Origin of the sequence: Patiriisocius sp. Uisw_017, assembly GCF_047731265.1 — a bacterium.
GTDB lineage: Bacteria > Bacteroidota > Bacteroidia > Flavobacteriales > Flavobacteriaceae > Patiriisocius.
Map to the genome: position 1 here is coordinate 750,462 of NZ_CP159835.1, position 14,406 is coordinate 764,867.

General features: G+C 37.4%; 13 protein-coding genes. 10 read left to right on the plus strand and 3 right to left on the minus strand.

Translation table 11 applies throughout. The features are described from left to right. Positions 1 to 286: 286 nt before the first annotated feature. Positions 287 to 997, minus strand: a complete 711-nt coding sequence (locus tag ABXT67_RS03375; RefSeq protein ID WP_415375876.1) for a DUF547 domain-containing protein — start codon at positions 995 to 997, stop codon at positions 287 to 289. 257 nt (positions 998 to 1,254) lie between these two features. On the opposite strand from ABXT67_RS03375, the gene ABXT67_RS03380 reads away from it, so the two are divergent. The 5 genes from ABXT67_RS03380 to ABXT67_RS03400 all read left to right on the plus strand — a co-directional run bounded on the left by ABXT67_RS03380 (position 1,255) and on the right by ABXT67_RS03400 (position 7,081). Beyond that, positions 1,255 to 2,598 carry an NAD(P)/FAD-dependent oxidoreductase gene (locus ABXT67_RS03380; RefSeq protein ID WP_415375877.1) on the plus strand — a complete coding sequence of 448 codons (1,344 nt, stop codon included), beginning with the start codon at positions 1,255 to 1,257 and terminating at the stop codon, positions 2,596 to 2,598. Between the two features lie 44 nt (positions 2,599 to 2,642). After that, the gene (locus tag ABXT67_RS03385) at positions 2,643 to 4,226 is read left to right on the plus strand and encodes a 4Fe-4S binding protein (protein WP_415375878.1); all 1,584 of its coding nucleotides are present in this window, start codon (positions 2,643 to 2,645) and stop codon (positions 4,224 to 4,226) included. Between the two features lie 316 nt (positions 4,227 to 4,542). Beyond that, entirely contained in the window at positions 4,543 to 4,902 is a 360-nt protein-coding gene (locus ABXT67_RS03390) for a toxin-antitoxin system YwqK family antitoxin (protein WP_415375879.1), read from the plus strand. After that, on the plus strand, positions 4,899 to 5,594 hold the full coding sequence (locus tag ABXT67_RS03395; protein WP_415375880.1) for a glycosyltransferase family 2 protein: 696 nt from the start codon (positions 4,899 to 4,901) through the stop codon (positions 5,592 to 5,594). Before ABXT67_RS03390 ends, ABXT67_RS03395 begins: the two co-directional genes overlap by 4 nt. Beyond that, positions 5,591 to 7,081: a cellulose synthase family protein gene (locus ABXT67_RS03400; protein WP_415375881.1), complete on the plus strand. Its 1,491-nt coding sequence runs from the start codon at positions 5,591 to 5,593 to the stop codon at positions 7,079 to 7,081. Before ABXT67_RS03395 ends, ABXT67_RS03400 begins: the two co-directional genes overlap by 4 nt. A gap of 129 nt (positions 7,082 to 7,210) precedes the next feature. On the opposite strand, the gene leuS is transcribed toward ABXT67_RS03400, so the two are convergent. Further along, the gene (leuS, locus tag ABXT67_RS03405) at positions 7,211 to 10,090 is read right to left on the minus strand and encodes a leucine--tRNA ligase (RefSeq protein WP_415375882.1); all 2,880 of its coding nucleotides are present in this window, start codon (positions 10,088 to 10,090) and stop codon (positions 7,211 to 7,213) included. Between the two features lie 121 nt (positions 10,091 to 10,211). Here leuS and ABXT67_RS03410 point away from each other — a divergent pair, with 121 nt between their 5' ends. From ABXT67_RS03410 to ABXT67_RS03430, 5 genes are all read left to right on the plus strand, one after another. Continuing rightward, positions 10,212 to 11,090, plus strand: coding sequence for a cell division protein FtsX (locus tag ABXT67_RS03410; protein WP_415375883.1), 879 nt, complete (start codon positions 10,212 to 10,214; stop codon positions 11,088 to 11,090). Positions 11,091 to 11,144: 54 nt separating this feature from the next. Beyond that, positions 11,145 to 11,405, plus strand: a complete 261-nt coding sequence (locus tag ABXT67_RS03415) for a DUF3098 domain-containing protein (RefSeq protein ID WP_415375884.1) — start codon at positions 11,145 to 11,147, stop codon at positions 11,403 to 11,405. Continuing rightward, the gene (locus ABXT67_RS03420) at positions 11,406 to 12,200 is read left to right on the plus strand and encodes an undecaprenyl-diphosphate phosphatase (RefSeq protein WP_415375885.1); all 795 of its coding nucleotides are present in this window, start codon (positions 11,406 to 11,408) and stop codon (positions 12,198 to 12,200) included. It begins immediately after the preceding gene. A gap of 105 nt (positions 12,201 to 12,305) precedes the next feature. Next, complete coding sequence (truB, locus tag ABXT67_RS03425) at positions 12,306 to 13,022, plus strand: tRNA pseudouridine(55) synthase TruB (RefSeq protein ID WP_415375886.1); 717 nt, start codon at positions 12,306 to 12,308, stop codon at positions 13,020 to 13,022. A 48-nt stretch (positions 13,023 to 13,070) separates the two neighbouring features. Next, positions 13,071 to 13,778, plus strand: a complete 708-nt coding sequence (locus ABXT67_RS03430) for a hypothetical protein (RefSeq protein WP_415375887.1) — start codon at positions 13,071 to 13,073, stop codon at positions 13,776 to 13,778. Positions 13,779 to 13,780: 2 nt separating this feature from the next. Here the strand turns inward: ABXT67_RS03430 and ABXT67_RS03435 are convergent, their stop codons facing one another. Continuing rightward, complete coding sequence (locus ABXT67_RS03435) at positions 13,781 to 14,404, minus strand: thioredoxin family protein (protein WP_415375888.1); 624 nt, start codon at positions 14,402 to 14,404, stop codon at positions 13,781 to 13,783. Positions 14,405 to 14,406: the final 2 nt, after the last annotated feature.

Genomic DNA, 14,406 nt, shown 5'->3' on the forward strand with positions numbered 1-14,406 from the left:
TTGCCTCTTATTTAAGAGTTTTGAAGGAGTAAGTTCTTAAATATTACTCAGCTCAGTAGCTGATTCCTCTTATGGACTAACCGTTATAAAAGGGGCAATAAGTATCGCAAATAGAATCGTATATTTTAAATTTTTCATTGGTTTATATTTTTTAGCTGGTGTTGTTTTTACACTAAATTTTCACCAGAATCTTGTCATTGCAATCCAAAGCTTCTCGTGAAACCTCTGCTAGCAAAAGGGAAGACTAATCATTAAATTATTATCTCAGGCTGAGCGGAGTCAAAGTCTATTTTTCATTCAATCGCCAGTCATAAGAATAATAAGTCACTTTTGAATCTGAAGCTACTTTTTCTTTACGGTATTTATTTAGGAAATCTATTTCATTTCCGTCTTTTACAAAATCTTCTTTGTACCATTTAAAAATTTCAGAAAATGCCACTTTCCCTTTGGATACTTTTATAAAGGAATCTCGATTTAAAGCTTTTTTAGTTTGTTGTTCTAATTGAGCATCTAAAGTATTTGGCATATATGCTTCTTCAATAATTGGAGGACAGCCCAATGCGCCACATACTAATACAAAGTGAAAACGAGCATCACTAAATTTGGCCCTTAGTTTTTTATTTTCAATATCGTTCAACGTTATTTTTTGCCCTGCTATTTCGTATTTGGTTGTATCGAAGAATCCTTTTTTGTCCAAAGGAGATTTGATTGGGTAATTGGCAACGATCCCTTTTATTACTGACATATTATATGCGTTAATCCAAAATGCTTGCGCTATTTTTACATCTGCCCCAGCAAGTGACACCTCTTTTGTAAGGCTTACTAATTTATCTAAAGACGAAGGATTGTTAGCCAAAGCTTTATAATCCACTTTGCCAGCCTTTGTATAGATGCTTAAAAATATGTTTACTTCTTTAAAAAAAGTTTCGGTAGTTTGCGCAGCACTGTTAATCGTCGCAACGATAATTAGTAAAATAGTAAGAAATGATTTTTTCATGTTTTTTATTTTTTAATGACCTTTAAGTCAATTGTATTTCGAATTACTTACAAATAATCTCTTAAATAATTACTGAAATCAATACTTCCCAAGCTAAAAAAAATTAAAATCGCATAAACACTAGTATTATTGTAAAGTTTGTACCTTGAAGTGCGACACACTACACATCTAATAAATTTTAATGCGAGATACTTTTCTTGAAATTTCCTGATGACACCAACCATCTAACAGTCAGCCTACTACATAGGTAAAATAATATGAAACACATCGTCATTATAGGTAACGGAATTTCTGGTGTTACCGCTGCTCGTCATATTCGAAAACTATCAGACCATAAAATAACCATCATTTCTGCAGAGACAGACCATTTCTTTTCACGAACTGCGCTGATGTATATTTATATGGGCCATATGAAATATGAACACACAAAACCTTACGAAGATTATTTCTGGAAAAAGAACCGAATAGATTTAAAAAGAGGCTATGTAAATGAGGTTTTAACCGAAGCTAAAGAATTGGTTTTTGCAGATGGAGAACGAATGAAATATGATAGCTTAATTTTGGCGACAGGCTCTAAACCGAATAAGTTTGGTTGGCCTGGACAAGATTTAGAAGGAGTTCAAGGGCTCTATTCTTTCCAAGATTTAGAGGCTTTAGAAAAAAACGCAACCAATAAAGACGTTTGTAATAGAGCCGTAATTGTAGGTGGAGGACTCATTGGTATTGAAATGGCCGAAATGCTTCGCACTAGAAACATTCCTGTTACATTCTTAGTACGAGATGCTAGTTTTTGGAACGGAGTATTACCGGCTGGAGAAAGCGAAATGCTAAACCGTCATATTAAAAGCCACCACATTGACCTTAGGCTGAACACAAATCTAAAAGGAATCTTAGCTGATAAAAACGGTCGAGCACGTGCCGTTGTTATCGAAGAAACTGGTGAGGAACTAGCCTGCAATGTGGTTGGGCTTACCGCTGGAGTTTCTCCTAATATTGCCTTTTTAAAAGAAAGTGGAATTGAATTAGGACGCGGTATTAAGGTCAATAGACTACTCGAAACAAACGTAAAAGATGTTTATGCTATTGGGGATTGTGCAGAACAGCAGGAATCCATTGGGATGCGTCGTGCTGTAGAAGCGGTTTGGTATACAGGGCGTATGATGGGCGAAACGGTGGCACAAACCATTTGTGGCAATCCAACCAAATATAAACCAGGGCATTGGTTTAACAGTGCCAAGTTTTTAGACATAGAATATCAAACCTATGGCTGGGTTTTTGGGAGACCGCAAGAATACGAGCAACAATTTCACTGGATGCATCCTGATGATGATAAATGTATTACCATTTCGTATCATAAAGACACGCACCTATTTTTAGGAATTAACACCTTTGGGATTAGAATGCGCCATGAGATTTTTGATAAATGGTTGACTGAAAATGCTTCAGTGGAGCACGTGATGGAATATCTAAAAGACGCCAATTTTGACCCAGAATTTTATTCTCTTTATGAAAAAAGTATCGTTGCCGCTTTCAATGCAGAACATGGAACCAATATCACTCCGAAAAAGAAAAGCTGGAAACGCATTTTCTCAAAAGCATAAGCAATTAACCAAAATAAAGCGACCCGAATACTCGGGCATTAAAGATGAAAGCAATTAAATATATAGGTCTCGTAATATTCCTTGTAGGGTTGAGTATTTTCACGTCCAGTCTTTTTATGGGGGAGTTCAAACTCACACAAGAAAATTTAACCGCGTTTATTCAGGAAAAAGGAATAAAAAGTTTGCCACTAAAAGACCAATTAAATAAGAACGTAACTAATAAGACCTTTGCTAATTCCTTCGAGTTTTCAGCTGCAGTCAGAAAATCATTAGAGGATGCTAATTCTGGTCACAAAGAAAGACAAGAATGGGATCAAGTGGTTTGGGATAAACCACATACATTCAGTTTTAATCTTGCTAAAAAATCTGGAGGTGGTTTTATAAAAGAAAACGCAGGACTCATGTGGTGGTTAACCTTTGGGTTAGGCGTTCTAGGAGCACTGTTGTTTATGCTTCCTAACCTCATCTTGTTAGGTCGTCCAGGGATTAAAAACGACGGCGTCTATCATGAAGCATCAACAAATCGTGGATGGATTGCTTGGTTAGTCCTTATCTATCTTGTAACTTTTTATTTACTCTTATATTTTAACCCAGACTATATTGTAAACTGGACTTTTATTCTAGACCCTATTAGTAAGGCCCTCAACGGAGGCGATGCTAGCCAGTGGTTTGTGTACGGGTTTTTATACTGCACAGTAATGGTCACTATGGCCGTACGCATGTACATTAAATACCGTAATAACAAGTATCAAATTATACGCACCACCTCTGTATTATTCTTTCAAATAGTTTTTGCTTTTTTAATTCCAGAAATTATGGCAAGTTTAAATATGCCAGGCTATGATTTTAAAAACGCCTTCCCTTTAGACTACGACTTCTTCTTTGAGTGGAATCTAAAAAGTCTTACGGAGAGTGGTTCTGTTGGACTCTTTATTTTAGTATGGGGGATTGTTTTAACACTCGTTATTGTTCCCGTAATGGTATATTTCTTTGGCAAAAGATGGTACTGCAGTTGGGTTTGCGGTTGTGGTGGTCTCGCCGAAACTTTAGGAGATCCTTATCGTCAACACAGTAACAAAAGTATGAATGCTTGGAAAGTAGAACGATGGTTAATCCATGCGGTTTTAGTTTTTTCTTTAGTAATGACAATAGTAACCCTCTACTGTTATTTTACAGGAGCGGAGAGTTTGTTAGGCATCCCAACCCAATGGGTAAAAGACACCTATAGCTTCTTAATTGGTGCTTGGTTTGCGGGAGTCATTGGAACAGGTTTTTACCCAATATTTGGGAATCGTGTTTGGTGTCGTTTTGGATGCCCGTTAGCAGCATACCTAGGCCTTGTACAACGATTTAAATCTCGTTTTAGAATTACCACAAACGGAGGTCAATGTATTTCTTGTGGAAACTGCTCTACCTATTGCGAGCAAGGAATTGACGTAAGAGCCTATGCACAAAAAGGCGAAAATATTGTTCGAAGTTCCTGTGTGGGATGTGGTATTTGCTCCGCAGTTTGCCCGCGTGGCGTTCTTAAATTAGAAAACGGACCCCTTGATGGACGTATTAATCCTACGGATGTTTTGTTAGGAAATGATGTAGATTTAATGGAATTGGTAAATAGATACAAATAAAACAGTAACCGTTTGGATTAAGGAGTCTCAACTTGTGCTAGCAATAAAAAGTGATTAGCACAACCCGCTTTGATTTTCAATGGCACTTCATAGCCCTTGAAAAGCCGCAAACATCCCTGAGTTTTTTAACATCAATGGAAGTTAGATTCTAAAAACATTGCGTCTAAATGGCTATGTTATTTAAGAAGTACCTATTCTTTATTCTCTTCGGGATTATTTGCGGCAGCTATGCTGTTTCTTCAAATCCTTTGACCGAAAAAAGCACACTAAAGAATATGATGCCAACGGAAATTTAAAAGCCGAAGGATGGAAGTCAATGAATTCAAAAACTAGTTATTGGACTTTTTATCGCATAAATGGAGTGGTTTCATCAAAGGGACATTTTAGCACTAATGCACCGCATGGGTATTGGTACGTTTACAACCATCAAGGTACGTTAATAAAAGAAGGACATTTCAAAAATGGAAGTGATGAAAATTGGTGGATTTTTTACGATCTTGCAACCAAAGGTAAAAGTGAATTTCAGTTTAAATACAATCAAAGAAACGGATTTGCATTACGCTACAAAAAGAACAAACTTGTGAAGGTTGAAGAATACGAACAAGGGCAAAAAGTAGATGAATGGACATCACTGTTTGCATTCAAACTAGACAATCCAAACGTTTCATTACAATGAATCCCTCCATTAAAGTAATCATCCCTGCTTATAACGAGGCAGGCTCCATAGGCCATGTAATCAAGGATATTCCTGGCATTGTAGAAGAAATCGTGGTCGTAAGTAATAACTCAACAGATGCCACAGAACAAGTCGCAAAAACAGCAGGGGCCACCGTTTTAAAAGAAGTTAAAAAAGGGTATGGATATGCCTGTCTCGAGGGGATGCGTTACGTAGCTTCTCAAGAAAAACATCCCGATATCATCGTTTTCCTAGACGGAGATTACAGCGATTATCCAGAGCAATTAACGCAACTTGTCACCCCAATAATTAAAGACAATATAGATTTTGTAATTGGAGCACGTGTTAAAGAATTGCGTGAAGTTGGTTCTATGACAGTGCCGCAAGAATTCGGAAATTGGCTGGCAACTTCTTTGATGTCCCTTTTTTTTGGATCGACCTTTACAGATTTGGGTCCTTTCCGCGCCATTAAATATGACAAATTATTGGCTTTAGAAATGGAAGATAAAACCTACGGATGGACGGTAGAAATGCAGCTAAAAGCATTAAAAAAGAAGTATACATACGTTGAAATCCCTATGAAATACCGAAACCGAATAGGAGTTTCAAAAGTTTCAGGTACCGCAAAAGGTGCTATCTTTGCCGGTATTAAAATTTTAGGCTGGATTTTTAAATATTCGTTTAAGAAATGATTCTGGAAACCATCATTATGATTGTTTATACCCTTGCTCTGCTGCTCATTTTGATGTATGCTTTGGCCCAGCTCAACCTGCTTCTCAATTATCTAAGATCGCATAGAAAAAACGAGAAATCACCCACATTTGACCTCTCAGATGCTGAGCAAATTCCGTATGTTACTATTCAGCTTCCTGTTTATAATGAATTGTATGTAATGGAACGGCTCTTGGATAATATATCCAAAATGGACTATCCCAAAGGAAAATTAGAAATCCAAGTGTTGGATGATAGTACAGACGAGTCTTTTGATAGCACCGCAATACAAATCGAATCGCTAAAAAGAAAAGGGCTCGACATACAACACGTTACTCGAAAAGACCGAAAAGGTTTTAAAGCAGGAGCGCTTAAAGAAGGTTTAAAAACAGCAAAAGGAGAATATATCGCCATATTTGATGCAGATTTTCTTCCCGAAAAAAATTGGTTATACAGAACCATCCCTTACTTCAAGGACCGAAATATTGGTGTGGTACAAACGAGATGGGGACACATTAATAGAGATTATTCTTTATTGACGAGAGTACAAGCATTTGCATTAGACGCGCATTTTACTTTAGAGCAAGTAGGGCGAAATAGCGAAGGACATTTCATTAATTTTAATGGTACCGCAGGTATCTGGCGCAAGCAATGCATCCTCGATGCAGGAAATTGGGAAGGAGACACCTTGACGGAAGATCTAGATTTAAGCTACCGCGCCCAATTAAAAAATTGGAAATTCAAATATTTAGAAGAAGTAGAAACACCCGCCGAACTTCCTGTTGTTATTAGTGCTGCTCGTTCCCAACAGTTTAGATGGAACAAGGGTGGCGCAGAAAACTTTAGGAAAATGTTAGGCCGGGTTTGGCGCAATAAAGACATCTCTTTCAAAACTAAAGTACACGGCACACTCCACTTATTAAACAGCACCATGTTTTTAAGTATTCTTGTCGTGGCCATTTTAAGCATCCCTATGCTTTATATAAAGAATGAGTATGACCATCTAAAAGTATACTTCATCGTTATGAGCTTTTTTGTAGTAAGCACACTCATCTTCTTTATTTGCTATTGGTTTATGTACAAAAGAATACACGGCGGCGGATTCTTAAAATTCTTTGAATATATAGCAATGTTTGTAATGTTCTTCTCCATTGCAATGGGCTTCTCTGTTCATAACTCTATTGCTGTTATTGAAGGTCATTTAGGAAAGAAAAGTGACTTTATCCGAACGCCAAAATTTAATATCAGCACGCTTAAAGAATCTTGGAAAGGGAATAAATACCTGCGTAAAAACATTTCCCCCAATGTGATTATTGAGGGGATATTAATGCTTTATTTTGGATTCGGAATGTACTCTGCTTTTGTAGTGGGGGATCAAGGAGGCGACTTTGGACTCTTCCCTTTTCACTTTATGTTGTTCCTAGGTTTTGGGTATGTATTCTTTAAAAGTTTGACAAGTCGGGCTTAAATTTATACAGGTGCTTTGGACGAAATTTGTTTCAATTTATGCTCTAACATCTCTCTAAATATCTCTTCAAAGGGAGCCTTTTAGCTCCTTCCCTTTCGAGGTACAGCTGGGTTGGGTTGGATTTAAATGCTATCCAACAATATTCACAATTTTACCAGGCACTACGATTACTTTTTTAGGCGTTCTTCCTTGTAAATAGTTCACCGTTTTTTCATTTTCTAGCACCGCTTTTTCGATTTCGTCTTTATTCAAATCTAGCGACAATTCCATTGTAAATTTCATTTTACCGTTAAAGCTAATTGGATATTCTTTACTGCTTTCAATAAGATGTGTGGGGTTAAATTCTGGGAAAGGTGTCGTTGCAATACTTTCCTCATTACCCAATAAACTCCATAATTCTTCTGCAATATGCGGTGCGTACGATGCTATTAAAATCGCAAGTGGTTCAAGGGTTTCTCGTTGGGTACATTTTATTGCTGTTAACTCATTAACCGCAATCATAAAGGTAGATACCGAAGTATTAAAACTAAAACTCTCAATATCTTCTTGTACCTTTTTAATGGTTTTATGCAAAGTCTTCAACGCATCTTTTGAAGAGGCATCCTCTGTAACCATAAAACTTTCTTCAGCACCAGAATGGTATAGCTTCCACAGTTTCTTTAGGAAAGAATGCACCCCAGTAATCCCTGCCATATTCCAAGGTTTTGCTTGTTCTAAAGGCCCTAAAAACATCTCGTACATACGCAAGGTATCTGCTCCAAAACGCTCACAAATATCGTCTGGATTTACAACGTTGTATTTAGATTTAGACATTTTTTCAACTTCGCGAGAAACTTTGAAACTGCCGTTTTCTTCCCTTATAAATTCAGCGTTATTGAATTCTTCACGCCAGTTTTTGAATGCTTCAACATCTAATTCATTTGAAGTATTTACTAGAGAAACGTCAGCATGAATTTTTTGGGTTTTATAATCAAACGCTTTACTTTCAGTTATAAATTTATTCTCTCCTTCAACTCTATACACAAAGGCGCTTTCCCCCAAAATCATCCCTTGATTAATCATCTTTTGGAAAGGTTCCTCAACATTTACAAATCCGCGATCTTTCATAAATTTTACCCAGAAACGGCTGTACAATAAATGGCCTGTACCGTGCTCACTTCCGCCTATGTATAAATCCACGTTTTTCCAATAGTCCAACGCATCTTCGCTTGCAAACTCACTTGAATTTTGAGAGTCCATGTATCTAAAGAAGTACCACGAACTTCCTGCCCAGCCTGGCATGGTGTTTAGTTCTAAAGGAAATACGGTTGTATTATTCACCAAATCATTACTAACGATTGTACACTTTTCAGCATCCCAAGCCCAAACATCGGCACGTCCTAATGGCGGCTCGCCTTCTTCGGTAGGCAAGTATTTTTCAATTTCTGGTAAACGGATGGGCAAATGTTCTTTTGCAATCATTTGCGGCATTGCGTCAACGTAATATACTGGGAACGGTTCTCCCCAATACCGCTGTCTTGAAAATACGGCATCGCGCAATCTGTAATTCGTCTTTCCTTTTCCTGCGCCTATTTTTTCTAATTCATAAATCGCAAGTTTTACTGCTTTTTTATATTTTAATCCGTTTAAGAAATCACTGTTCGCAATCACGGCAGTGTCCTTATCTGCAAAGGCTTCTTCGGAAATATCAACCCCTTCAAAAACATTAGGAATATCAATTTCAAACTTTGTTGCAAAATCATAATCTCGTTGATCGCCACAAGGAACTGCCATAACAGCACCTGTACCATAACCCGCCAAAACATAATCACCAATCCACACAGGAATGGGTTCTTTAGTAAATGGATGCTCGGCATAGGCTCCTGTAAAAACACCCGAAATAGTCTTCACATCTGCCATACGTTCGCGCTCACTTCTTTTTGAAGTTACTTGGACATACGCTTCCACGGCAGCTTTTTGATCTTCAGTAGTAATTATTGAAACCAACTCGTGCTCGGGTGCGAGGGTCATAAATGAAACTCCGAAAATAGTATCAGGACGGGTCGTAAAAACAGGAACTCTGTATTCCGTATTCGGAATTGTGAATTCAACGGTTGCTCCTACTGATTTTCCAATCCAGTTACGCTGGGTTTCTTTGATCGATTCGCTCCAGTCTACCGTACTTAAACCTTCTAGTAAACGTTCTGCATAGGCTGAAATACGCATACTCCATTGCGTCATTTTTTTACGCACCACAGTATGTCCGCCACGTTCGGAAACACCGTTTACGATTTCGTCGTTTGCCAAAACAGTTCCCAATGCGGGACACCAGTTTACTTCAGTTTCCGCTAAATAGGTCAATCTGTATTGTAATAGTATTTCTTGTTGTTTTGTTTCTGAAAAGCGGTTCCAATCTTCCGCTAAGAAATTTTCAGTAGTGTCATTATAAATTGCTTGTACCGCACTATTCCCTTCCGTAGAAAAAATGTTTATTAAGTCTGAAATTGCCTCCGCTTTATTCGTTTCGGTATTATACCAACTTTCAAAAAGTTGAATGAAAATCCATTGGGTCCATTTATAATATTCAGGATCTGAAGTACGAACCTCACGCGACCAATCAAAAGAAAATCCAATTTTATCCAATTGCTTTCTATAACCAGCAATCGTATTTCCAGCCTTATCTACGCCGCCTTCAATGTTAACTCTTGTAGTATCTGCAGGATGTTGCCCGGTTTGAATGGCATATTGCTCTGCGGGTAACCCAAAAGAATCATAGCCTTGTGGATGCAACACATTAAAGCCTTTATGCCTTTTATAGCGTGCATAAATATCACTCGCGATATAGCCTAACGGATGCCCAACGTGCAATCCCGCTCCCGAAGGATATGGAAACATATCTAACACATAGTATTTTGGTTTCAAGGGCTCTCCTCCCTCGGAAAAGTTAGGGAAGGCTGCTTTAAATGTTTGGTTTTCATCCCAATATTTTTGCCATTTTGCTTCTATCTCGTTGAAGTGATATTTGCTCATTATTGCTATAATTTTGGGGGCAAATTTAATGTTATAATTGGTTTATAGAAAACATACTATCGGGTATCTAAAAAACGTTGTACTTTTGTTCCGAGGCAACACAAGTACACATTTTTAATTTATGGCGCAATCTTTTGATAAATTTCAGAAACGTAGGTTACTCTCTTCTTATTTTAGTGTGGTACTAAGTATTTCGTTGGTGCTGTTTTTATTGGGATTATTAGGTTTATTAGTGCTGAATGGTAAAAAAGTGGGGGACTATTTTAAGGAACAAATCCCTGTTGTCGTTTTTCTGAAAGACACGGCAAAAGAAATTGAAATAAACCAACTGAAACAAAGTCTGGCGATGGCAGACTACACAAAAGATGCCGTCTATGTAACGAAGGAAGAAGCCGCTGAAGAGCACAGTGCGACCATTGGAGAAGATTTCATGGAGTATTTAGGCGACAATCCGCTACAAAATAGCATTGATGTTAGAATGATGGCTGACTATGTTACCCCAGAAAAAGTAGAAGAAATTGTAGCGGAATTAAAAAGTAAAGAATTTGTAGATGATGTGGTGTATGACAAACCACTTATTGAAAAATTAACCAGCAATGTGACCAAAATTAGTTTTTGGGTTCTAGTAATTGCTGGGATGTTTTTATTAATAGCAGTGTTATTAATCAATAGCTCGATCCGGCTCTCTGTATATGCAAAACGTTTTACGATCAAGACTATGCAAATGGTAGGTGCAACCAAGCGTTTTATACGCCGACCGTTTATTTGGAAAAGTGTACGTTTAGGTATTTTTGGCGCTATGGTGGCCATGACAGGAATGGCAGTGGTCCTATACTATATAGACAAAAGCTTTCCAGATTTAGAATTGCTCAGCGATAAATTGATGATTGGTATTTTGTTTGGTTTTGTTTTTCTAATGGGCTTATTCATTACTTGGCTAAGTACTTATTTTGCGACACAGCGTTTTTTAAATTTGAGAACGGATGACTTATACTATTAAACACGAACTAAATTTAGTTTCATAAAAAATTATCCACCTTAGTGGACCATAAAAATGGGAGAACAAAAACGAAAACAGCAGGCAAAAACCAATTTTGTATTTGAGAAAAAGAACTATGTCTTTATGTTTATAGGCCTTGCTTTTATTGCGCTTGGATTTATAGTCATGTCAGGCGGCGGAAGCGATGACCCCAATGTGTTTAATCCAGAAATATACAGTTGGACAAGAATCCGTTTAGCCCCAGCCCTTGTCTTAATTGGTTTTGGGATTGAGATGTATGCTATTTTATTAAATCCGGACAAAACAAAGCAGTAGATGGAAGCATTGGACGCCGTTATTTTAGGTATCATTCAAGGATTTACTGAGTTTTTACCTGTTTCTTCAAGTGGTCACTTAGAATTAGGAAAAGCTATTTTAGGAGACAATTCGGTCCCTGAAGAAAGTTTGTTATTTACGGTTGTTTTGCATTTTGCCACGGCATTAAGTACCATCGTGGTTTTTAGAAAAGATATTATTGAAATAGGTACCGCACTTTTCAAATTTACTTGGAATGAAGAGACTCAGTTTGTGGTAAAGATCATCGTATCGATGTTGCCTGCCGTTATCATTGGACTATTGTTTGAACAAGAATTGGAAGCCTTTTTTGGGGGCAATATCGCTTTTGTTGGTGCGATGCTTATTGTAACCGCAGTACTGTTATGGCTTGCAGACCGTTCAAAAAACACAGGCAAACCGGTAACCTTTAAAGATGCGCTTATTATCGGTGTATCTCAAGCAATAGCAATGCTCCCAGGAATTTCCCGTAGCGGAGCGACCATTTCTACTTCTGTATTACTAGGAAACGATAAAAGTAAAGCCGCGCGTTTTTCTTTCTTGATGGTGGTTCCTTTAATTTTTGGAAAGATTGCCAAAGATCTTTTAGGCGGAGAATTAACATCAGACACAACAAATTTTACAACCCTAGGACTTGGATTTGCGGCAGCCTTTATTTGCGGGCTCATCGCTTGTACTTGGATGATCAAATTAGTTAAAAATAGTAAGCTTCGTTATTTTGCTATTTATTGTTTGATTGTAGGAATTATTTCAATTGCCGTAGGACTTTATAATTAACTAAAGCCGAACATTGCCTCCCATTCTCCCGCAGAAATAAATATGGAGCAAGCTCCTCAAAGTAGAAGAGTTCTATTAAAAAATATTAAAATAACACTAAACCAAATGAACCTCAACGAACTTCAAAAAGAAGACTTTCTAACTGGTCAGGTTTTACTTATTGACAAGCCTTTAGAGTGGACCTCTTTTCAAGTAGTAAATAAAATTCGTTGGAGTATTAGGCAGCATTTTGACATTAAAAAAATTAAAGTGGGACACGCTGGAACACTGGACCCATTGGCAACAGGTTTGCTAATTTTGTGCACTGGTAAATTCACAAAAAAGATAGATACCTATCAGGCACAACACAAAGAATATACGGGTACAATTACCTTGGGCGGCACTACGCCCAGCTATGATTTAGAAACTGAAATTGATGAAACTTTTGATACTTCTGGAATTACTGAAAGTGAAATTCACGAGGCAACCACTCAATTTATTGGTGTGATTCAGCAAAAACCACCTGTCTTTTCAGCTTTAAAAAAAGGAGGAAAACGATTGTATGAATACGCACGTGCTGGTGAAGATGTTGAAATTCCTACCCGAGAAATAACGATTTCAGCATTTGAAATTACCTCAATTGAGATGCCTTATGTGCATTTTAGGGTTGCTTCTAGTAAAGGAACTTACATACGATCATTAGCACATGATTTTGGAAAAGCGTTGAACAATGGAGGACATCTCTCTGCACTACGACGAAGCAAAATTGGAGAATTCTCTGTTGAAGATGCGCTTTCGTTAGACGATTATATAGCAATGTTCACACCCTTAAATAAATCATAAAAGCATTTCTGTTTCGTATTTCTGCATAGAATTTACGACCTTGTCCTTATGAACTTCAATTATTCATACCGCGCATTTTTAATAACGAGTCTCCTTTTTGGAATCCTTTTACTAGCGCTTTGGAGCATTAATATTTCTTCGGAAATACCGGAATCGTTTGAAAATGTTCCAGTGGAATATGCTGAATTTGAGGAAGAGGAAACACAAGAATTGGCTAAAAACATACAAAAAGATAAGATCAGAATTGAAACCAACCGCGCTTATAATGAAGCAGAAGAGTTTATTCGGAAAAGTGAAAACGAACAGGATTTATTATCTGAGGAACCACTGCAAAACCAATTTATAGAAGCTCCTGCTATAGATATAAGCGATGCTACAAAAAATGCTTTAGCTGCCATAAAAGAGCGGTTAAAAAACGAAGAAAGAAAGCGTTCTCAAAACAAGAAAGTTACTTCAAATACAAAAAAGGGTTCTAACCGAAAAACCACCATACGATACAGTCTTAAAAATCGCAATGCAATGAGTCTCCCAAATCCTGTTTATACCTGTGAACGAGGCGGGAAAGTAGTTATTAATATAGTCGTGAGCGCAACGGGCAGGATTACTAAAACAAATTATAATAAGGCAGCCTCTAACACCACTAATAGGTGCTTGATAGACAGTGCCATTTCATATGCCTTAAAATCACGATTTAATACCGTTTCAAAAGAAAAGCAACATGGGATCATTACCTATGTCTTCCCGGGCCAGTATTAAAATTATTTAAGAATTTTTTCTATGTCTTCAACGATAGAAACACCTTTGTCTTTAGTGTACCAAACTTGTAATTCTTGTTTAAATTCTGGTGTTATTGTACCGTGTTTTTGTTTGTGGTCTGTTACCATTTTTGTTGCCTCCGTAGGCCTTGGACCCCAATGGCCTAGCACAATTTTAGAAGCATCGTCTATGGCAATCAACTTAGGAATAGACATTCCACCATTTGTTAGAAAATGTTGCATAAGTGCTGGATGTTCATCTCTAAGCACTACTTTATAGCTTACGTTTTGTGCTACATTAGCCAACTTATTAATCACAGGCATAGATTGCGCAGCGTCACCACACCAACTTTCAGTTAATACTAACCAAGTTACTTTTTTACTATAATTTAAAAAGAGCCTAGTTGCTTCTTCAGAAATTTTTGTGGTTTTATCCAATCTGCGCATACGCGCATCGTTTAACTTGGTGTAGTTGATTAATGCTTCTGTTTGATGAGAGCCTGTTGTTTTAGTTTCTGCGGTCAAGCCAATAGTTAGCGTTCTATATTCCTCATAGGACATAGCGTTTTCTAATGCCTTATTTAACAATGTAGTTTTATCTTCTAAAAGTGTCGTTTCTGTTTTCATTA

Coding starts and splice junctions, on each gene's coding strand:
- ABXT67_RS03375 (WP_415375876.1), bottom strand. CDS start 997: ATGAAAAAATCATTTCTTACTATTTTACTAATTATCGTTGCGACGATT.
- ABXT67_RS03380 (WP_415375877.1), top strand. CDS start 1,255: ATGAAACACATCGTCATTATAGGTAACGGAATTTCTGGTGTTACCGCT.
- ABXT67_RS03385 (WP_415375878.1), top strand. CDS start 2,643: ATGAAAGCAATTAAATATATAGGTCTCGTAATATTCCTTGTAGGGTTG.
- ABXT67_RS03390 (WP_415375879.1), top strand. CDS start 4,543: ATGAATTCAAAAACTAGTTATTGGACTTTTTATCGCATAAATGGAGTG.
- ABXT67_RS03395 (WP_415375880.1), top strand. CDS start 4,899: ATGAATCCCTCCATTAAAGTAATCATCCCTGCTTATAACGAGGCAGGC.
- ABXT67_RS03400 (WP_415375881.1), top strand. CDS start 5,591: ATGATTCTGGAAACCATCATTATGATTGTTTATACCCTTGCTCTGCTG.
- leuS (WP_415375882.1), bottom strand. CDS start 10,090: ATGAGCAAATATCACTTCAACGAGATAGAAGCAAAATGGCAAAAATAT.
- ABXT67_RS03410 (WP_415375883.1), top strand. CDS start 10,212: ATGGCGCAATCTTTTGATAAATTTCAGAAACGTAGGTTACTCTCTTCT.
- ABXT67_RS03415 (WP_415375884.1), top strand. CDS start 11,145: ATGGGAGAACAAAAACGAAAACAGCAGGCAAAAACCAATTTTGTATTT.
- ABXT67_RS03420 (WP_415375885.1), top strand. CDS start 11,406: ATGGAAGCATTGGACGCCGTTATTTTAGGTATCATTCAAGGATTTACT.
- truB (WP_415375886.1), top strand. CDS start 12,306: ATGAACCTCAACGAACTTCAAAAAGAAGACTTTCTAACTGGTCAGGTT.
- ABXT67_RS03430 (WP_415375887.1), top strand. CDS start 13,071: ATGAACTTCAATTATTCATACCGCGCATTTTTAATAACGAGTCTCCTT.
- ABXT67_RS03435 (WP_415375888.1), bottom strand. CDS start 14,404: ATGAAAACAGAAACGACACTTTTAGAAGATAAAACTACATTGTTAAAT.